Annotated in this window: 12 protein-coding genes; 2 read left to right on the top strand and 10 right to left on the bottom strand. The window is 38.2% G+C overall.

Annotated elements, in window-relative coordinates:
* Positions 1-5: 5 nt before the first annotated feature.
* The 10 genes from fahA to bcsR form a co-directional block, all read right to left on the bottom strand.
* Positions 6-1319 (bottom strand): fumarylacetoacetase, encoded by a 1314-nt coding sequence (gene fahA, locus AC5NT5_RS12225; protein WP_494514022.1) that lies wholly within the window; start codon positions 1317-1319, stop codon positions 6-8.
* Positions 1320-1454: 135 nt separating this feature from the next.
* Entirely contained in the window at positions 1455-2501 is a 1047-nt protein-coding gene (gene hppD, locus AC5NT5_RS12220) for a 4-hydroxyphenylpyruvate dioxygenase (RefSeq protein ID WP_149594251.1), read from the bottom strand.
* A gap of 303 nt (positions 2502-2804) precedes the next feature.
* Positions 2805-5549: a metallophosphoesterase gene (locus tag AC5NT5_RS12215; protein ID WP_494514023.1), complete on the bottom strand. Its 2745-nt coding sequence runs from the start codon at positions 5547-5549 to the stop codon at positions 2805-2807.
* A gap of 147 nt (positions 5550-5696) precedes the next feature.
* Entirely contained in the window at positions 5697-7190 is a 1494-nt protein-coding gene (locus AC5NT5_RS12210; RefSeq protein ID WP_182673726.1) for a peptide MFS transporter, read from the bottom strand.
* A 246-nt stretch (positions 7191-7436) separates the two neighbouring features.
* Positions 7437-11255: a cellulose synthase subunit BcsC-related outer membrane protein gene (locus AC5NT5_RS12205; protein ID WP_494514024.1), complete on the bottom strand. Its 3819-nt coding sequence runs from the start codon at positions 11253-11255 to the stop codon at positions 7437-7439.
* Positions 11246-12376: a cellulose synthase complex periplasmic endoglucanase BcsZ gene (gene bcsZ / locus AC5NT5_RS12200; protein WP_494514025.1), complete on the bottom strand. Its 1131-nt coding sequence runs from the start codon at positions 12374-12376 to the stop codon at positions 11246-11248. Before bcsZ ends, AC5NT5_RS12205 begins: the two co-directional genes overlap by 10 nt.
* Entirely contained in the window at positions 12376-14622 is a 2247-nt protein-coding gene (gene bcsB, locus AC5NT5_RS12195; RefSeq protein ID WP_182673724.1) for a cellulose biosynthesis cyclic di-GMP-binding regulatory protein BcsB, read from the bottom strand. Before bcsB ends, bcsZ begins: the two co-directional genes overlap by 1 nt.
* On the bottom strand, positions 14615-17284 hold the full coding sequence (gene bcsA / locus AC5NT5_RS12190; RefSeq protein WP_494514026.1) for a UDP-forming cellulose synthase catalytic subunit: 2670 nt from the start codon (positions 17282-17284) through the stop codon (positions 14615-14617). Before bcsA ends, bcsB begins: the two co-directional genes overlap by 8 nt.
* Position 17285: 1 nt before the next feature.
* The gene (bcsQ, locus tag AC5NT5_RS12185) at positions 17286-18002 is read right to left on the bottom strand and encodes a cellulose biosynthesis protein BcsQ (RefSeq protein ID WP_182673722.1); all 717 of its coding nucleotides are present in this window, start codon (positions 18000-18002) and stop codon (positions 17286-17288) included.
* A gap of 32 nt (positions 18003-18034) precedes the next feature.
* Positions 18035-18214, bottom strand: coding sequence for a BcsR/BcsP family cellulose biosynthesis protein (gene bcsR, locus AC5NT5_RS12180; protein WP_182670882.1), 180 nt, complete (start codon positions 18212-18214; stop codon positions 18035-18037).
* A 114-nt stretch (positions 18215-18328) separates the two neighbouring features.
* Here bcsR and bcsE point away from each other — a divergent pair, with 114 nt between their 5' ends.
* Together bcsE and bcsG are read left to right on the top strand one after the other, a co-directional pair.
* Entirely contained in the window at positions 18329-19951 is a 1623-nt protein-coding gene (bcsE, locus tag AC5NT5_RS12175; RefSeq protein WP_182670883.1) for a cellulose biosynthesis protein BcsE, read from the top strand.
* 169 nt (positions 19952-20120) lie between these two features.
* Complete coding sequence (bcsG, locus tag AC5NT5_RS12170; RefSeq protein WP_494514027.1) at positions 20121-21701, top strand: cellulose biosynthesis protein BcsG; 1581 nt, start codon at positions 20121-20123, stop codon at positions 21699-21701.
* Positions 21702-21809 lie beyond the last annotated feature (108 nt).

Genomic DNA, 21809 nt, shown 5'->3' with positions numbered 1-21809 from the left:
GCGTATTATTTTGCCGGCAGTACAGTACTCTCTACAGAGCCAAAACCTATACGTGCATAGCCTTCTTTTTCACACCAGCCACGCATAATAACGTTATCGCCATCTTCTAAAAAGCTACGTTGTTCGCCATTACTTAGCGTGATTTTTTCTTTACCGCCACGAGAAAGCTCAAGTAATGAACCTGCTTCTTCATGCGTTGGACCCGACTGAGTGCCCGAACCTAGCATGTCACCTGGCATAAAGTTACAGCCATTTACTGTGTGATGAGTAACCATTTGTGCCACAGTCCAGTAAGAGTGCTTAAAGCTAGATGTTGATACGCGCGTTGGGTTATGGCCTTCGCTACGCATTTTTTGCGTTTGAATTTTAACATCCATTTGAATATCAAAAGCACCTTGGTCGCGATTCGCTTTTGATTCTAAATAGTCCATAGGCTGTGGATCGTTTTCATCACGTGTCCAGCTTGTTCTATAAGGCGCTAATGCTTCGGTTGTTACAATCCAAGGCGATACCGTTGAGGCAAAGTTTTTAGCTAAAAATGGACCAAGCGGTTGATATTCCCACGCTTGCAAGTCACGTGCTGACCAATCGTTAAATACACAAAAGCCAAATACGTGGTTTTCAGCATTTTCGATAGCGATTGCATCGCCCAGTGCATTGCCTTTACCTAAGTAAATACCCAGCTCTAGTTCGTAATCAAGGCGTTTACAAGGACCGAATGATGGCACTTCTGCGTCTGGCGCTTTGGTTTGACCTTTAGGGCGATGAAATGTTTGACCCGATACGTCAATAGATGAAGAGCGACCATGATAACCAATAGGTACCCATTTATAGTTAGGTAATAATGGGTTGTCAGGGCGAAATAAACTACCCACAGCTGTAGCGTGATAAATAGAAGTGTAAAAGTCGGTGTAATCACCGATGCGACAAGGCAAAGAAAACTCTATATCGGATTGTGCAACCAATGTATCGCTAAGCGCTTGTTGGTGCTCAGAGCCTGCTCTTAGTGCTTTTGAAAGGGCTAGACGAAGGGCTGACCAATACTGCAACCCTAAACCCATAAATGTATTTAAGGTTGCTTCACTTGCTGCATCTGCGGCTGTTTTAGCGTCACCTGTTAAAACGTTTAATTTACTTAGTTTTGCTAAATCGATTACTTGGTCACCAATTGCAACACCACCACGAAAGGCCTCATCAGACCCTTTACGACGAAATTCTGCAAACGGTAAGTTTTGAATCGGGAAGTCGCAATTATCAACATTAGCTGATTCTACCCAGCTGGTTAAATTAATATCATGGGTTTCGTTAATTAGGCTCATTACATTTCCTTTGGATTTTACTGTATGGCGACAGGTATAGTTTATTTAATCATACTTGTACTTGGCGCCATACTTTTTAAATATTAAAACGACAAAAAGCAGCGAAGTTCGCTGCTTTTAATTTACTCAAATATCTTATAAAACGCCGCGACGCTCTTGGTCACGTTCGATTGATTCAAATAGTGCTTGGAAGTTACCTTCACCAAAGCCACCATCATCAACGCGTTGGATCATTTCTATAAAGATTGGACCAAATAAGTTTTTAGAGAAAATTTGTAATAAATAACAATTTTCACTTTGGCTATCTACGAGTATTTGATGCTGACGAATTTTTTCTTTGTCTTCAGCAACCCAAGGTACACGGTCAAAAATAGTATCGTAGTACTCTGGGATTATATCGAGTGTGGCAATTGTTGATTTATCCAGCTTATCAAGAGAGCTTACTAAGTCATCTGTTAAAAATGCTAAATGTTGAACGCCTGGGCCGTTATACTCACCAAGGTATTCATCAATTTGGTTGTTATCGTTACCTTTACCTTCGTTTATTGGAATAGAGAAGGTGCCACAAGGTGATTTTAGTGCATAGGAGATAAGCGCTGTTTTTTGACCTTTAATGTCAAAGTAGCGTACTTCAGTAAAACCAAATACGTCTTTATAAAAGTTAGCCCATTTTTCCATGGTGCCTTTATAAACGTTATTGGTTAAATGATCGATTCGGATAAAGCCTTTATCTTCTACAACATTTTGCGTTTCTAAGTCTTCAAAATCACTCTCGTAAATAGTGCCTTTGTCGCCAAATTGCTCAATAAAGTAAATTAGGCTGTCACCAATCCCATAAATTGCAGGGTAAGGCATATTTTTATGCGTTGAGTCTGTCGCTGGTTTTGCACCACGTTCTACAGCTGTTTCAAATGCTTTTTGCGCATTCTCAACACGCCAACCCATTGAACAAATAGCAGGACCATGGCTTTTAGCAAATTCTGCAGAAAAACCTTCACGCTCATTATTCAGTAAAAAGTGAATATCGTTTTGGTTGTAATAAACAATGTCTTTACCTTTGAATTTTTTAAGCTTAGAGAAGCCAAAATCAGTAAATACTTTATCCATATAATCAGCATCAGGTGTTGCGTACTCGGTAAATTCAATACCGACTAAACCTAAATAGTTATTTACTTCACTCATTATTATTACTCCCGCAATTAAGCACTGCGATTATGTGTTGTTGTCATATTGCAGTAGATAATCAACCAGATTTTTAATTTGGGGAAGAGGGGGGCACTATTTAGTATGTAGTGCATGTGTAAATTTTATAGGACGGTTATTATAAAGTTACGTGTTTGTAATACAGTTAAATAAGATGAAGTTATATGGCATAGGATTGAATAGTGGTTTTTATTATTAACGTGTTGTTTTTAAATAACAAAAAGGAGGGTTCACCTGCGTGAAACCTCCTTTTAGAATGAACGAGTAAAAGCTTAGTTGTATTTAATTATTTACACTTTTAGAGTTGCTACCAAAGAACTTGTTACGTTGCTCAATCCATTGGTTTGTTTTTATCGCTGGCGCAGCTTGATAGTGACGTTCAATCGTTTGATTTAACACTCGCGTCGGTTGCTCAAAAGACAGCTTTTGTTGTGCGCCGCCCATACTTTTAATTTCATTTCTGGTCATAGCACGTCCTGCATAGAGTAATGCATTTAAGTAACCAGGTCGGGTTTCGTAGTTGTTATCTGTAAATAACAGGATTGTTTTATCAAGTGCCCAACGACGGTTTATCTCGCCTTCCTCTTTGACACCTTCGAGTTCACCATCTACGTATATTTCAAATACGCCATTTGTTGGTGCGGCATAGAATACAAAGGCAATACGATGCCAATTACCTGGCTGAGTATCACCAAAGTATCCACTACTGCTGGTTGCTTCACCGTACCCACCGTCTGGGCTTGCAAATATATCTGCGTCATCTGTATCGTAGTTATCGGTATCGGCTTGGATTATTGCGCGGTAAATGTCGTTTGTTTCCAATGGCCAGTTTATATCCATAACTATTGTGTAGTCCGACACTAATCCGTCATCTTTAAAATCACCATTTGCAGCTGTGTTTAACGTAATTAATAGGCCTTCTGTTGGAGAGTGACGAGTAAAAGCCATTACACCAGAAGGGCCATCAGTTAAATCGGCAATATTAAGATCAGTGGTTGTCTCATAGCGTGTATCTTCTGGGCCCCAACCATCATTTTCTGGGTCAAAGTAGCTTAAAACCGATGGACCTGAGTCTGGAATTAGTGGGTTTGTTGGATCGTCAAAGTTCCAAGTTGTTATATTTGCAACATTTTGGCAAGCATTAAGCTGTGTGTCTGTATCAAGGTGAAGACATTGAGTTGTTCTAAAGCGTGCGTACTGATCAAGTAGCCACCATGCTTCGGCAATTGGCTTTACATCATTAAAAGTAACACTGCTAAAAAATAAATCTGGATTAAGTGCCGCACCTTTAAATAAAGCGACATTATAATTTGTCGTTACTTGAATATCTTCTGGCTTTAACACAAACCAATCGGGTTGGCTGGCAATCATCGTGTTTAAATCATTGCCTGTAACGGTTACTTGATACAGTGAATTAAAGCCTGGTGTGTTTGAAGGCTGTCTTTCAACATAAAATGCTTTGTGAAAATCTTCTTGTGTAACAGTTCCTGGCGTCCATCTTTTTTGTACAAGTTCAGGGTTAAGCAGCGCTGCGTTAATTGAGCTTGAATGTTTAGTTGCAAGTGCTGTTATTTCTGCAACTTCAAAGCTACTTGGGTAGTTTTCTGAAATGGCAATTTCTGTATCAGCATCGGGTGCATATCTGCCCATTATTTCATCGATAGCGAGCTTGGTTTCTTCGTCAGGTTCTATAGATGTTCGCGTATCCACATGTTGATAATCGTAACGACTTAGTGTTTTATCGGCTGTATCAAATACTAAATTTAAGTCGGTGACTCCGCGTGCATAAAAGTCGGGCTGAATAACTAAAGCATTATTCTCAAGCTCTATAAAATCCTCACCACCATGAGTATGCCCGCCAAGTACTAAGTCTATGCCGGGTACATTGGTTGCTATCTCAACATCAGTTCCTTTGCCTAAATGGCTTAACATAACCATGTAATCAACATCCTCGCGGTATTGGCTTACAATACTTTGTGCGATTTGTTGCCATTGCCAACTCATTTTAAATTGTTTTATAAAGTCAGGAATAGGGTCATTTTCAATCGGCTCGTCAAGTTCATTCCATGGTACTGAAGTCATCCCAAACACACCCAATGTTATGCAGCCAACCTGTACTTTAGCAAAGTCGACACCGCCAAAGCTTTTATTTTGCTCTCCCTCAAAGCGGGTATTACTTGCAAGTACGATGGCATTATCGTCTTGTGAAAACTCAATTAGCCTTTCAGGGCCCCACGCATAGTCATGGTTCCCTAAAACACGTAAATCAAAAGCCATTAGCTTTACGGTTTCATCAGAGGCTAAGCCTTGTGATATTTGCTCTGCAACGGTCCCTTTTTCGTAATCATCGCCACCATCGGTGAATAATGTATGCGGTGATTCGCTTAGCGCTTTTTTATAATAGGCCTTAATGCGGCTAAAATATTGTTCTTGATACCCAAAGCGAGAATGCATGTCGGCAACGTGAACAAACCGCACAGATTGCTCTGTTGCATTAGCATCACAGGTTGGGCCAATATCAGAAAATGCAACAGTACGTTGCACTTCTATTGCATAGCTACCTAGTTGGTTTACTTGTGCGCTGACAAAGCCTTGAGATACCGTTGAATTAGTAATACTTGACCAAGAGTCTCCGCTTAAACGAGCAAGAGTTAATTGGCCGCCTAATACATAGTCGTCAGGTATTTTTATAGTGACAGTCATTGGGCTAGAAAGTTGAACTGTACTTGGGGTAAGCGTATGTATATCTGAAATGATATTTTTTGCTTGATTACTCTCATCAAGGACTAATTTTTCGTAGGTTATGTCAGTATCGTTGGTCACGGCTTGCCCAGGGGCATTGATAGTAAAGTTACCTTCATCTAATGACGTTTGTAAGCCATTAGCGTTGGTAATAATTAAACCACTAGGCTCAGGCTCTACAGGATCATTTGGATTTACTGTTACTTCATCACCGCCACCACAGGCAGATAAAAAAATGAGGAGAAATGCTAGTCGAGCGGCACGTGATAACGTTAATAAATGCATATACTGCTATCCCTGAGTCTATTCAATAATCAATCAGGACATATTATCAGTTAACGAGAGTGGGGCAAAGTTGAATAAAAAAAATTCCCCCATAGGCGCTATGGAGGAATATATCGGTTATGTTGTTATATTTAAAATAAACAACAATTAAGAGACTCTCTCTTCTAACCCTTGCTTTTCCCATACTTTAGCTTTAAAGGTCATTAGTACTAAAACAACACCAACACCAATGCTAAATAATGCAATTTGTAAGTATAAGTTAGGGATTTCTTCAACATTATTCGGATCGAAATTACCAGCAAGTAAACCTGCGATAATGTTACCGATTGAGTAAGTTAATACAAACACACCCATCATTTGACCTGTATAACGTTTAGGCGATAACTTACTTACCGCACTTAATGCTACAGGGCTTAAACAAAGCTCACCCACAGTATGTAAAAAGTAGGTAGTAACAAGCCAGTAAGGCGCTACTTTTAAGCCTTCAGCTGCGTAATGAGCCGCCATAAACATAACTAAAAAGCCTGATGCCATGATAATTAAGCCAATTGCACACTTAACGCTATAGCTAGGTGATACTAAGCTTTTAGATAAGTTAATCCAAAGCGCTGCAAAAAATGGCGATAAAGCAATAATAAACAGTGAGTTTAATGATTGAAACCACGTTGTGGGGATTTCAAAAGTGCCAATAAGACGGTCAGTATAGTCGCGAGCAAACAAGTTTAATGATGAACCAGCTTGTTCAAAGCCAGACCAAAAACATGCTGATGCAATACAGACTAAAAATAGTGCCCACATTCTTTGTTTTTCGGCATCGGTTAAATTACCTGTAAAGTAAATAACACCAAAATAAACAAAAAAGATAATAGTAAATACAATAGCTACGTACCCTGCAACCACTGTTGGATTAATAACAATAGCGCCGGTCATTGCAGCCGTAGTAACTGCTGCTGCTGCAATTATAAATACAGCAATACCACCCCAAGCGCGAGAAGTGCCTTTAGGGCCTAATGGATTAGCTGGTAATGCGCCGTGCTCTGGTAAGTTATTAAGTGTAAGTTTGTACTGCACTAAACCAATGGCCATACCTACAGCTGCTGCACCAAACGCCCAGTGCCAGCCTACGTTCTCCATAAAGTAACCACAAACGTAGTAACCTATTAAAGAACCCATGTTAATACCCATGTAGTAAATAGCGTAACCGCCATCACGACGCTCATCAGCATCACTGTATAATTGGCCAACCATTGCGCTGATATTTGGTTTTAGTAAACCAGTACCTGTTGCTACAAATATTAAGCCAATAAAGAAAGAATAATCATGTGGAATAGCCAAAATAATATGGCCAATCATAATAATTATGCCGCCATACCACACTGCTTTTTGACCGCCAAACAATCTATCTGCTAGCCAGCCACCTGGTAAACCTAAAAAGTATACCGCACCTGTGTATAAACCATATATTGCAGCAGCTGAGGCAACAGTAAAGGCAAGGCCTTCTTCTTGTAAGCTTGCTGTCATGAATAATACGAGCATAGCTCGCATACCGTAATAACTCATTCGTTCCCACATTTCAGTGAAGAACAATGTTGAAAGTCCTTTAGGGTGGCCAAACCAGCCACTATCTGGAGCTGAACTCATATTTACTTCCTAACTTTAAGTATTGTTATGATGGCCTTATAATTTTTTGCTTTAGCTATTTTAGAATTTGTAACCACTAAAATGCTCGACCATCAGTATAGTATTTGTAGCTAAGATAATGATTTGCTATATGGCAGTAACACCACAAGGTAAGAGACACACCCTTATCCTAGTTACAATTGCGCTCAAGTATACATATACCTTAGTGCTAGGGGAAGTATTCGCGGTGTATCACCTTATGCCAAGTTAAAACTCAGCATAAGGAACAATAGGAGTGCCTGGAAACTCAAGTGTTCCGTACACAGGATTAAAGTAATAACGTATATAAAGCTGACCAAAGTTTGGTTCGTAAAAGTCAGAACGATCGATGGCTAAGTAGCCACCAAAAAACCAATTCGGCGTTATTCTATACTCAAAACTACCTTCAAGATTATATGAAACACCAGAACTTGTTTCACCTTCAAAAACAGGATCAACACCTGTTATTGACTCTCTATCATATGCAGCTATTTGCAAATCGCTATCGTTAGGGAAGAAATCAATAGATTGAGTTTTTGTTTGCGAGTAAGAAATACCTGTTTTTAATCGATAGACAAAATCATCGCCCCAACGCGCGTCATAAGTGAGTGGCACAGATAAGCCTACATAGTTTTGTGGACTGTAATAACCACCATGGCCCCATGTTTCTTCACTTAAATTATACTTGTATGCCCAATGTAATAAGCTAGCGCCTACGGTAAATTCACGCTCTTGATTGCTAATTACACGGTAATAAGTACCGCCCATCATACGGTAGCGTTGGTTGTCTTTTACATTTTGGCCTTTATAAAGGGTAAAGTCGGCGCTTGACCAAAAACCCCATTTTCCACCTAAGTCATGCGATACATTAGCAGTTAGACCTGTAGAGCGTACACCACCCCAAACTTCACCTGTATTTACATCTTTTAAGCCTGCATAAGAAAGTACTGAGCTCGTAACTGGGCGTTTTTCAAGTTCTAGGCTATATCCAAAGTCGCCAAAACTGTCTGCGTAATTTACGCCCCACACAAAGTCTTCAATTAAAAAGCCAAGTGGGGTAGTGCCTACATCTACACGCCAGTTTTCGTTTTGCCAACCAATACCTATATCTACACCATTTTCCTCTGGTGTCACTTCATCGACTGAACAAGTGAAAATACATAAAGCACCTTGTCCGTAGCGACTACCAGCGAACTGCTCATCAAAGCGAGTTGTTTGTGCGCTAATAGTAGTCGGGTCTACTTTAATAAACCCTTGGCCTTGCCAAAGTGGAAAGTAAGCTTCAATCGGGACTAAGCCTGCCCCAAGTGTTGCTTCACTTTCGGTACTTGTTTGCCCACTAAAGTTAACACCAATAGCAATGTAGGCTTGGTTTTTATTTTGCTCGTTTATTAGCTCACGTTTAGCACCGTTTACATACCATTCATCGCTTTCATTTATTTTTAAAAGCGCTCCGTAAAGCTCTTTTTCATTCAATGTACGATTAGGTGACAGGGTTTGTGCATACCAAAATTGTGCTTGTTCGGTTTCATTAAACTTACTGGCTACTTGAGCGCCTAAATAACGTAACTCTTGATCGTTTGGTGACTTTTCAATAAGTTGTTTAGCTAAATAAAGTGCATCCCCTGAGTAATTAAACTCATTAAGAGATGACATGATTTGGCGTTGTAAGTAACCATCTTGCGGCGTGGTTTGCGTAATCGCTTTTTGCGTAACTTCTTTTGCTTGAAAGTCGTCTCCAAGTTCTATGTATGCATTAGCAATAGCGAGAAGCGCTTGAGGCTCTATGGTTTGTTTGTTTTGAACTTTTTGTTGATACAAAATAACCGCTGCTTCGCGCTGTTCAAGTGCTAAGTTTGCATTAATAAGGGCAGTTGTTGTTGCTGGAGTATTTTTATATTTTTGATCCAGCTGGTTAAGCTTAGCGATTAAATCACTGCCATTATAATACTCGGTAATATAGCTATTTTGTAGCTGTACATATTGAGTTTTTTCGTTTTCAGTAGCGCTCTCTGGTAACGTGTAATTTTCAAACCATTGCTTCGTTTTATTTTCATCTCCTTGATCTAAAAGCCATTCACCATAAAGTGTATGCCAATAAGGAGAAAGCGAAGGCTCAGCTTTCAGTGCTTTGTTTATAAGTCTTATAGCGTGTTTTTTTTCGTCGATTCGATACCAGCTTCGCGATAACTCAGCCTGCATGGCAGGTGTTAAGCTTTGTGCTTCTAAGTTACTTAAATGATAGATTGCAGTGGCTTTATCTTTAGCGTCAAGGTGGCGCTCACTTTGTGTTAAAGACTCATTAAGTTGCAGCTGTTGTTCAAGCGCAATAATATCTTTATCTCTGGATTTAAATGGAATGTACTGCAATGTTTTAATAGCACCTTGATAATCATCAAGGGATCGTAAAAAAAGCGCGTGGCTATAACGAATTTGAGGATTTAGCGGAAACTGCCACAGCACATTATTAAATAAAGTACGAGCCTCTTCTGTGAGTCCTTTTTGTTGATATATAAAGGCTAAATCGTAATATAACCAAGGCTGCTCAGGCGCTATTTCAATTGCATCTTTTAATACTTTTTCGGCTAGCTCTAAGTCGCCTGACTGCGTTAATGCATCAGCTTTTGCGCGGTACTGACTGCTTAAAGAGACAGAATATGAATCTTTAACTAATTTTTTTTGATTAAACGATAAGCTGTTATAAAAAGAAGTTAAGGCTTGTTCATTTTGTTCTAATTCAGCTATTTCAAGCAGACCAATTAAAGCGCTCCTATTAAGTGGATCACTTTTTAAAACAATTTGATATGTAAGAGCAGCTTGTGAATATTGCCCTTGAGCAAATTGTAATAAACCTTTGTTATATATTACTGTATTAGTTTCTTGCCCTAAGGTAGCGGCTAAATCTAGCTTAAGTTTAGCAGTTTTAAACTCTTTATTATTAATAGCATTTTTAGCTTCGCGAATATAAAGCCAAAGCTTAGCTGTTTTTGCCAATTCTTGCAGTGTTTCACGCTCGGCGAACTCAGCTGTAAATTTTTGCGCACGAGTAAAATATTGATACGACTTTTGGTTTTCACCAAGACGTAAATAGAGTGTGCCAAGGCTTCGCATTATAGCGCCGTCTTGCGGACGACCTCTTAAGGCTTTTAAAAGCAGAGGTTCTGCGGCGGCAAGTTTATTTTTCTCAAGTAATCTATCGCCCCTAACCCAAAGCTGATAGGCAGGATCGGCAAGCAGTGTTTGGCGTTTTTTATAATCTTTTAGAAAATCTTGATATTGTAATTCGCCCTTACTACTAAAAGGGTAAAGCGTGAAATAGCGATGATACTGCTTAACTGTATCATCTGTTAAGGGCATTTCTAGCAAAGCACTAAGCCAAATATATTCTACTTCATTAATAAAAGTAGGGCCTGCGCCATATTTACTTAAAATATCAATCGCTTTTTTATCTGTCAGATTACGCCTAAGTAAGTGGCGTGCATAAGCGACTTCTATTTGCGCGATACTTGGGTAGTATTGAGCTAATTTTTCATAGCCTTTTTTAACGCTTTCCCATTGGCCGCTGTCTTGCCCATACCAACTTAAATGCTCAAGCTCGTAATCTAATGTAGGGTAAACGTTTTTAAAAATATTATTATAGATTTCGCGAGCTTGTTTATAACGACCCGCACGAGCCAGTAATTTAGCTTCTTGAATTGAAGATTTATCTTTACCTTCAGTACGAGAAAGTACTTTTAGTTTTTCAACGCACGGGGTTTGTTTGGTAAGCCCATTATCTATTTTATTTAATAACTGGTTGGCTTTCGCAGATTCGCCATTGGCAAAATCATAACGCGCTACTGCGCACTGTGTTTCTATCCGGGCAGGGGCAATGGCGACTAGCTTTCGTAAGCTATCTTCAACTAGTTTTTTATTTTGCTGTGCTTCACCAATACTTATTTGGCTTAATAACCACTCAACAGATTGCGTATCAATATCGTTGGCTGTGTTAGCGCTCAATCCAGAGCTAAGCGCTAATGTGCAAGCGAGGGCAAACCTTAACGGCATTCAGTGCTCCATACCGGTTGTAGCGTCCCATCTGCAGTAATTGAAAAACGCTTATTTAAAGCACTTGTACCAAACAAGTTAAGCACGCTGTCGTAATAACGAGTCTGGGTAAATGATTTATCAATCATTAGTTTTTGCTGAATCGCCATTACCGTAGAGTTATCGTTATTAGTCGCCAGTAAAGGTAACAAAGCTGAATTAAAGCCTAAAGGGCCTCTTTTTTCAGATTTTCCAGATTTAGCAAAGGTATTTAAAGGCACGTAACCACGTTTATTAATTGTTTCTATAAAAGGGTTGAATTGCGCTAATAGCTCTTTTTTATAAGGTGCGTTGTCTGCCATCATACTTGCCCATAAATACACTCTAATAGCGTTATAACTGCCCAAGTCGCTCGTTTTTTTATCGTAGTAAAAGCCATTATTCGCATCAAACATTACCCAGTCAGGGCTAACACCTTGCTTTGCTGTATCTAAAATTAGCTTTGCTGAGCCTTCGTGTAATTGATGCCAAGGCGAGTGTGGGTAGAGCTTTTTAAACTGCTGGTAAATAAATAATGGTGAGTAGCTCGGGTTTAACTTAAAACGTTTATTATCAAATTCAAAACCTGTAGGAGCGGGTAGTAATGATAAACCTAGGCCCGAGATATAAGCGGTTTCTTCACGCATTATTCGCTGTGCAAGTACAGCTGCTAATATGCTGTAGCGGCGCTCATCCCAAAGAATAGCAGCTTGCGATAAGCTGTATGCTATCCATAAGTCTGAATCAGACGCAGGGTTTGAATCTAAAATTCCGCCAACATTTTGATTATTAACACCCCATTGCCATGCCGGTAAACGAGTGCTTAAATCACCTTCTGATAAATGTTCTTGCGTCCAATCAAGCACTAAGTCAAACATTGCTTTGTCATTTGCTACAACAGCAAAAAATAAGGCATAAGATTGGCCTTCAGAGGTTGTGACTTTTTGCTCACTCCCCAAATCAATAACGCGACCATCTTGGCTTATAAAGTTACTTTTAAACGTTTGCCATGCATCCCATGGTTGGCATTGCTCTATTTGTGCATTGGCATCAAAGGTAAATAATGCAATCACGGTAAAAAATACATTAATGAGTGACTTCATTACTTATCTCCTTCAGCTAATCGCTTGTATGTTAATGCTTGCAGTAATCGCCATATTATAAATGAGATCAACAGTAGTGTTAAAATAGACAATAGTGCCAGTACAAATGGGTGATCCGATAAATGGAACCAAATTAGGGTATGCACAGGAATGTGACCAACAAAATATTGCTCATCAGTTTTAATTGTTTTAATGCCTTGAGAATTTATGACCGCAGCACTGCCTTTAATTTGCGCAAGAGCTTCTGAACTCATTAACGCATCATCAAGTAGAGTAAAGGCTTTTTGTGATGTTGCACTAAGCGATACAATTGAACGCTCTGAATCAAACGGTGATTGAAAGCCAGTAATAACGGCCATATCACCACTACTTTTTATACTTACTTGGACTTTATCTGTTGTCTGCTCATCGTAAGCACCATTGTATATGGCTTGTTTTATAGCGCGCTGATTATTGTCAAGCAGGATATTGGTTTGCGCATCTTCATCTAAGTTATTAGCAATGCTATTAGGTTTTGCGATTACTAAGATGTCTTTATCATCTAAGTTGGCATCTTCGTTTAAATGAGCAACACTTATTCTATGAGCGGGGTAGCCTGTAATAGCACCAAAGTGGCCTGTTAAATTAAACAATACAGATAGTGCTTTAGGTGATGGAACTTCATCTATCAATACTAAAGTTTGTTGTAAGTCTGCGTATTTTGTAAATGGGAATCCGCTGTTTGCAAATACATTTAAATCAGGTAAAGCCATGTAATGATCAAACCCACTTACATCAATGTTAGAGTTTCCATCAATTACCCCGTACTCGCCACCAGGTGGAGCAACGGCACATTCGCCTTTTTTAAGTACTGCAAATCTAAAGTCAAAATTTAACTCATTTCGGCTGGCAAGATTAATACCGTCTAATGAAAAGTCTTCAGCGCTTTGCGTTGTGTCTGTATTAGCAATTAAAGGCAGCAACGTTTTAGCGGTAGTTAACGATGTGTCTTTTTTATCAAGTAAAAAACCACTTATAAATTCTTGGTTTATTAGCATGTTCAAACGTGAATTTAATGTTTCGCTCTCTGGGGTATTACGGTATTGCAAAGTAATAGGAATCCCTTTTTCACGCCAAGTAAATAAATCCGGTGCAAAACGAACATTTAATTTTATAGGGCCGTTGTTAAGACCCTCAGCTTGTAACTGAGTCGGGTAGTCAATAAGCTCGTCAAAGTGCACGGGACGATCGTTTCTGAGCCATCTCGGCGCATCATAAGCTTTACGCAGTGGGAGTTTGTTAATTGCTTCGATGCTTGCACTTCGGCCAGTCATAATTTTATGACCAAATACAAGACCAGTAACCGCTGTTTTTAAGTCTTTTTCGTCACGCCCCAAAATTAGCAGCATTTTATTGTATCTGTGAATCGGACTTGAAATTAGCTCGACGGTTGGCTTTTCAACATCTGGATAATCTTTTAAAAAATCAGGTTTTGAGTCATTAGTAATAAACACCACACTGTGCTGCTCTGGTGCTTTATTTAAAACTACGGGAAAGTTAGCGCCACGCCAGTCTGCTTGCGCGCCAAACCAACTAGATAAAGTGGCAGCAGCTTCTATTGCTTGTGTATTTGGTGTGCTTGCAAATACAAAAGGTAAGTTTAATTTGTTGTAATCTTTAGCATCAAAAAATGGCTCTGGTAAATATTCAAGGCGACTATCAATTGCTAACTGTTTTTGATCAAGCGTTATGTGGCTTGATTTGTTTATTTCAGTCCAAATTGAGCGGCTAAAGTAATCTTGGCATCGTAAATCGTAGTAACCAACTAGTTCAAAGCGGATTTGGTTGTAGTCTTGAATGTATTTAGCATTTAGGTCTAGGCTATGACTTACCGTATTTTTTACAACACTTAGTTGTTCGTTAATAGGTAATACTGTTACTAAGTTATCGTTAAAATAAACTTTTAAGTGCGATACATTAGCCAGCAATGAAGGGGAATTAGTATACGAAAAGTTAAGCTTTAAATTAGTGCTTAATTTATCAATTCTATTTGTGAAATCGACACGAGAGTTATTATTCACGCCGTCGAGTTTATAGTCGTTGAATCCTAACTTTTCAAAGCTAAGGCGTAAACTAGAAACCTGAGCACTCTCAGGGTAGCCATTTATAAACAGGGTTTTGTCGTGCATAGGCTCGATAGCGAGCACTTTATATGCGCTACTAATAAGTAACAATGTTAGAAATGTATTAAGTAACTTTTTAATCATAATTATTATGCACTATCGGTTTTTTTGGAGTAAATGAATTTATGTAAATGACAATATTAGTCATTAACTTAATAACAGGTTGTAACGCTCTTGGAGCATGAAATAATAAATTACTAAAGCCCCGTAAACTGGTTTTTTGTACTTCTTTGAAGCTATACGATGGACGGTCATGTCTAAAGTTATTTTGCCAATCTAGCCAAGCATCTGCTCTTGAGAAGGTACATTGTATAAAAGCCCTCTGTTTTTCGAGAGATAAATCTTTAAGTGTAAGGCCAATTTGTTTTTTGCGGGTATTACATACATACGTTGTAAACGAAAACTGCTTATTACCGCGACTCATTAATAATTCAATTTTATCGTTAACACGACATAAATGCGCGTGATCTGTCTCTATGCCTACACCGTTATCTGAATAATCCGTTATTTTTACTTTCAAAGTATGGCCATTTGCTAAACGAACGCCGGCAGGAAAGTTTGCCTTTATACGATGCGAGTGCCTCACTTGACGAGCTTCAGCTGCAACAGCAACCGCAGCACCTAAAATTATAATATTATAAAAAGCCCAACCCATACTTATTATAAGTACGCCAATCTGGCTTGGGTCACCTAAAAATAGACGTAATACGCCCACTAATATACCAAGTAAATTAATAAGTAAGAGAATTAGATACGGTTTAGAAATACCCCAATCGTAATGCTCTTCATCATTTAAACCACCTTTTTCGGTTACGTTAAACTTACCCTTATTAGGATTAAATAAAGCAACGGTGGTTGGTTTTAATATGTACCAAGCAAGTACTGACTCATACACTTCACCCCAAAAGGAGTAACGGTATTTACCTTGAATACGTGAGTTAGTCGCTTTTATTTGAATTAATGTCGGCACTACATAAATAAAAATAGCTAAAAATGGGGCATAAATTATGTATGCATTAAAATATATTAGCGCTAAAGGGGCTGTTAAAAATACAATACGAGGAATACCCGATAAAAAGTGCAGCATTGCGTTTATGTAGCATAATCGTTGAGGAATGCTTAAACCCTTACCCATTAATGGATTATCAAGTCTAAATATCTGCGCCATACCACGCGCCCAGCGAATGCGTTGACCTATATGCGCTGACAGGCTATCGGTTGCAAGACCTGCTGCCTGTGGAATATTTATATAAGCAGTTTTATAACCAGCGCGCTGCATACGAAGTGCCGTGTGAGCATCCTCCGTTACTGTTTCAAATGCAAAACCGCCAATATCATCAAGCGCAGCTCGTTTTAATACGGCGCAAGAGCCACAAAAGAAGGTCGCATCCCACATGTCGTTTCCGTCTTGAATAAGCCCATAAAACAACATGTTTTCGTTAGGAATTTGACTATGGTTGTTAAGGTTGCGCTCAAACGGATCTGCAGAGAAAAAGTGATGCGGTGTTTGCACTAAACACACTTTACTATCTTTTAAAAACTGTCCCATCGTCATTTGCAAAAATGAGCGAGCAGGGACATGGTCACAATCAAAAATTGCGATATATTCGCCATCGGTATAACGCATAGCGCTATTCATATTGCCGGCTTTAGCATGATTGTTATCCGAACGAGCTAAATAGCCTACTCCAATTTCCTCTGCAAATTCCTTAAACTCTGGGCGCTTACCATCATCTAATATATAAACATTTAGTTTATCTGCAGGCCAATCGATACTTAAAGCAGCCAGAGTAGTGGGCCTTACAACGCTTAATGGCTCATTATAAGTTGGAATATATACATCTACTGTTGGCCATAAGTCAGTGTTTTTTGGTAAAGGCACTGGTTTTCGCTCAAGCGGGTTAATTGTTTGGAAAAAACCTAAAATCAGTACAAGCCAGGCATACGTTTCAGCAAGTAATAAGCCACCACCTAGTGCAAGTGCAAGTGGATCATCCCAATTTAAAGTCTCAGTGTAACGCCACCACAAGTAACGAGAAGACGTAGTTACTGACAGAGTAATCATGACAATGGTTGCCATTTGGCCTTTTACTCGTTTAAGCGCATACGCAACTAGTAAAATAAAGCTTATAAAAACGGCTTGAGCTTCCAAGCTAAAAGGAATTGTAATAAATATTGCTAATAAAAATAGAATAAACGCGATAATAACGTATTTGACTAGTTTATTTTGCCATACACGCGCATCCGCCATGGTTTTAAACGCACTTTTTTTAGGGCCTTTTTTGTTTTTTGATAGTAAGCGCTTTAACAATCTACCTAGCTTTAAATCAAACCAACGTAGTTGCCTTAAAAGGTAGCTAATACCATCATAAAAATAATTAACAGCATCATCTTTTACAGAACTAGATTTAAGCTGGTTTTTAAAAAACACTAAAAAAACACTTTGTATAATAAAGCGTAATATATTTGAGTAAATGTAGGTTCGGTAAGGCAACCTTAAATGAGGGTAGTAGTCATAAAGGGTATATTCAAAGCTGATTTTGTGCTTTTTAATATTTATAAACAGTGAGCTTAAAAGCGTAATAAAAGGCATTAAAAAAGCTTCAATAACATTTACTTTATGTTGATTAAAGTAGCTATGAAACTTAAATAAAATGTACCGGACTAACTTATCAGTAAATAAAATGCTCAGCAGCAAGTATAAAGTGCTGTGAATAGGGCGCTGATAAAATAATGTAATGCTCATTTTATAAGGTCGCTTTACTAACTAGCCAACCAGCTAGTGTTTCAAAGTCATCGTTTGCGACACTATATGGCGCACAATTAAGCGCTACATTTCTGTATGCGGTTGACTCTTTAATAACTTCGTCACTGTTGATAAAAAACGGAGCCATAAGGGGGAGCGTAGATTGCCAAAGAGAAAACAAGTCAAATTCTAGCGTAGATGCAGAATTATAGCGGTTAACTAAAAAGTAATGCTTCCAATCAGTATCTGAATTTTTGAGTGTTTGTAGGCGTCTATAAATTAAGCTGTGACAAATAGCGTCGCAATTAACCAGTTCAATTACAATATCGTTTTTCTCTAACGGATAGTGGGGAAGGTTAATATGTGCAGGGCAGTCAAAAATTACCCACGCTTCTTGGCTATAATTTAGGTTTTTGCATCTATTTACCATTTTAGTGATGTTATCGATGCTAGTATCAGTGCTGTCACCATATGGTAAAAATATAATGCCATCGTCATCTTGATGAAAATGCACAAGTGCATCTTCAAAGCTCGCTTCATTACTCCAGCCTTTGGTATACTTCCATGGCAAGCCAAAATGTAAACCTAGGTCACTTTTTGCATCTAGATCGATTGCAATAACGTCAACATCAGACTTTTTTAGCACGCACGCTAAATTTGCAACCACAGAGGTAGTGCCTAAACCGCCTTTGATACCTTTAACGAAAACTCTTTGCAACGGATGTTTTACCTATCTTTAATTGAACTAACTTATATGTTTAGTTCGTTGTTTATTTCTTTAAGTAATGCGTACTTATTAATTGTATTATTATTTTGCTGCTTGTTTACAATTTCTATGTAGTCATCACTCTTTCCACCAAAACGTAGTGCAAGGTTTTCTATGTCACTTGATGTTAACGTTTGTGAGTTTTTAGGCGTCAAGTTATTCATTCTTCCCTTTACAGTTACTTTAATTATTTTGATTAAAAGTGGACAATATTTGGCTATTATATATAGAATAACGGTTAAAACTAGTAAAAAAGTATTTTTTATAGGGCGTTTTAAGTGCATAACTTTAACATAACGGGATTAGAGCCTGCTGCAAAAGAGTTAAAATCGGCTTCAAGTTATGCTGTTTTAGCCCCTTTAGACAATTTTGTAATCGAATTGGCGTTACATTCAATTAACCAAAGCTTGGTTAATGATATATATATAGTTTCCCAAGAGGTTGAATCATTTTTTGATTCTTCTTTTTCTGCATCGTTAAATTATGCTTATAAGCATAATAGAGTACACCCTTTTTCGTTGGCCTCAGAAACACAGAATCATTCTATAGAGAAAATTAATTCAGGTATTATAAAAGAAATAAGTGCTTATAAACGCCTAAACAAAGCGCTTATTTTTGTTCATTTTAATACAGCACAGTTAAGCAGTACTGACGAGAAAAGCTTAGAGCTGATGATGAGGCAGTACAACGATTTTGTTCGTAGTACGGGAGCTACATTATTATTTTTAATTTCGGGACCTGATATTGCAAATTATCGCTTTTTATTTAGACGATTAAACAATGTATTTGATGGGCTGGTATTTGTTGATAACGACTCTGCGGTTCGAGTACTTGAATATGATTATTGGCGTCACAGTAGGGGGGTTATTGCTGGTGAACATTACCAATTATTATTAAGTGGTAATCAGTTTGTTCTTCAAACTGGAACGCCAAGCGAAAGTAAAACACTTAAACACTCAGACTTTTCCGATGAAGACGATGTTTGGCTCGTGCAAAGTGCTGTGCCCGAAGGTACTAAGTTACCGATGCATTATAAAAGCGTAAAAGATAATAATGATTTATTTAATAAAGGCCCAAAAGTAGAAGCAGCCACCTTAATTTTTGCAGTTACGCGTTACACCGATTTGGCGCTATTGGGTAAGCAGTGTTTTGAACTTAGAAAAAACTGCGGACGATGGTTAAAGCTTGTTATTCAAAATGTTGATGGTGTTATTCGCCATCAAGATGAGTGCTTATTTTTAACCTTGGGTGTAAATCTGATTTTGTATAGCTTTTCAGAGCCTTCGCGTTTGCTTTCACAAGTGCAATCTATTCAAGGTTTTAAGTTTTCAAGGCCTTTACCTTCCTCAGTTGAGGATGTTTTAAAATACACTGAAAATACCTTTTCGAAAGGATATTTACCTTTCATCGAGTTTACGAAACAAGTAGAAATTCATAGTGACTCAGCCGTTAATTTAGGTGTTAGTGGTGTGCTAGTGAAACTTGAGCTACTACCAAGAATTGACCCTATTCATCCTTTGCATTTATTTCATATTAAGCGCGAAGGTGATGTATTTAGCATTGCAGATAATACAGTTTATTTATATTTGCATGCTTGTAGAGAAAATGACGTTGATAATGCAATTAAGCATTTGTTTAAATTAAAAACGAGTGATTTTTTTGTACAGCAAAATATAATTTCTGACCACTTTTACATTCAACAAGAATGTAAACAGTTAAGGCGATTTTATAAAAGTAAGAGTGTTGTAGATTTCTCGCAAAAACTTGCTGAGAATGATAGCTATAAATTTGCACCTGATATAGCAAATAGTGTTACTGAAAATATTAACACCCCAGAATTTTCTAGTAAAAGCCGCCCAGATGCTAAGCCTTTTATAATGAAACTAAGAGATAACTTATGAGTATGAATCAGCTTTTAATTACCGTGTTTCTTGCAATGGTGCTTGGCGCGGTGCTTTGTATGCTAGGCAAATACATTTTATCTCAAATAACAAAATATTATTATAAGCTTACTTTTAAACATGAAGTACTAGAGCCTTATACACCAAATACAGTAAAAAAGGATAAGCAGTGAAATTATCAGGTTTAGGGGTTTGGAACCTTTATTTTTTAGTTAAGTTTGCTCTGTTTTATTACGGTGCAATTGATTTTAACGTACTAACTAATGCCGCTTTTGCTGCATTGCTTGCGATTAAATTTAAACAGCCATTAATAGAGAAGGCAAAACATATACTAGGTGCTGTGTTTGCTGTGGTATTACTTTATCAAGACTCATGGTTGCCACCAATAAACAGGTTGACTAAACAAGCAGGTAACGTTCAAGATTTTAGTTTTGGTTACTTTATCGAGCTATTAACCCGAGTTATTAGCGTTGATATGTTGTTGGCTTTGTTCGTAATTAGTGTGTGTTTTTGGTATACATCGCAATGGATACGCTTTACAACCGTGACTATTGTTGGGCTGTTAGTTGTAGGGTGGCAAGGAGATAACTCACAATCACAATTCGTTAATAATGTGGCTAACCCTGAACCGGTTACTCAAAATCAAAGTAATCCTCAAACGCAAGTGATCACTCAGGCAGCGCAATCTCCCGATCAAAAGCTCGCTGATTTTTATCAACAACAAAGCTTACTAATGAGCCACTTTCCAAACCAAGTGAATGGTGAGCTGTTTGATGTAATTATTTTGAACATATGCTCAATGGCTGTTGCTGATTTAAATGCTATTGGTGTCAGTGTTACTGATATGTATAAAGACTTTGATGTGGTGTTTTCAGACTTTAACTCGGCTACGTCATACAGTGGACCCGCTGCGGTAAGACTGCTGCGCGCTAGTTGTGGGCAAACGAGTCAAACAGCATTATTTAAAGAGGCACCTGAACAATGCCACTTGTTTAAAAACCTAGAGAAACTAGGTTATCAAAATAATGTTGTGATGAATCACGACGGACATTTTGATGAGTTTAAAGGTTTAATAAATAAGTACGGTGGCCTAGATAGCACGCCATTTAATATCGATTCAATGCCAGTGGCGCTTCGAGGTTTTGATAATAGCCCTATTTACTCAGATGAAGCTGTGCTGGATGGTTGGTTAGAGCAAGCTGATGATTGTAAGCCGTGTGCGATGTACTACAACACCACAAGTTTACATGATGGTAATCAGCTAGAGAATCAACCAAGGGTTAATAGTAAAGAGACATACCCAATCAGACATAAAAACTTGTTTGCTGATATTAACCAATTTGTAAAAAAATTAGAAAAGCGTGGCCGCAACGTTATGTTAATGATAGTGCCTGAACACGGCGCTAATTTAAAAGGTGACAAAGTACAGTTTGCAGGTTTACGTGAAATCCCAAGCCCAGCAATTGTGTCGGTACCTGTAGCAATTAAATTTATAGGCTCAGACGTACAAAACTACTCGCAGATTGTAGTTGATGATTCAACAAGTTACTTTGCGCTTTCAGAGCTGGTAAGTAAGGCGCTGCAAACTGATGTATTTGGTGGGAATAATAGTGTTGCTAATTTGCTTGAAAACCTACCTACAGCACCTAAGGTTGCTGAAAACGAAGGCACAATAATGATGTATGTTAACCAAAGACCATTTATACAATTAGATGGTGGTGATTGGTCTGCTTACCCACAAGGTAAGTAGTCACATAATAAGACTTAACAAATAGCACTGGTATAGTTAAATATCAGTGCTACTTTTCTTCATTTAATTACACTTCAACTTATCGCTTTCGCAGTCTGTTTCGTCCAA

This window comes from Pseudoalteromonas sp. J2K-J599 (assembly GCF_059295115.2).
Note: the sequence above shows the minus strand (reverse complement) of the source record. Positions and strands in the feature narration are given on the sequence as shown.

Excerpts from the sequence above, each read along its gene's own strand:
- fahA (WP_494514022.1), bottom strand. The coding sequence starts at position 1,319 with ATGAGCCTAATTAACGAAACCCATGATATTAATTTAACCAGCTGGGTA.
- hppD (WP_149594251.1), bottom strand. The coding sequence starts at position 2,501 with ATGAGTGAAGTAAATAACTATTTAGGTTTAGTCGGTATTGAATTTACC.
- AC5NT5_RS12215 (WP_494514023.1), bottom strand. The coding sequence starts at position 5,549 with ATGCATTTATTAACGTTATCACGTGCCGCTCGACTAGCATTTCTCCTC.
- AC5NT5_RS12210 (WP_182673726.1), bottom strand. The coding sequence starts at position 7,190 with ATGAGTTCAGCTCCAGATAGTGGCTGGTTTGGCCACCCTAAAGGACTT.
- AC5NT5_RS12205 (WP_494514024.1), bottom strand. The coding sequence starts at position 11,255 with ATGCCGTTAAGGTTTGCCCTCGCTTGCACATTAGCGCTTAGCTCTGGA.
- bcsZ (WP_494514025.1), bottom strand. The coding sequence starts at position 12,376 with ATGAAGTCACTCATTAATGTATTTTTTACCGTGATTGCATTATTTACC.
- bcsB (WP_182673724.1), bottom strand. The coding sequence starts at position 14,622 with ATGATTAAAAAGTTACTTAATACATTTCTAACATTGTTACTTATTAGT.
- bcsA (WP_494514026.1), bottom strand. The coding sequence starts at position 17,284 with ATGAGCATTACATTATTTTATCAGCGCCCTATTCACAGCACTTTATAC.
- bcsR (WP_182670882.1), bottom strand. The coding sequence starts at position 18,214 with ATGAATAACTTGACGCCTAAAAACTCACAAACGTTAACATCAAGTGAC.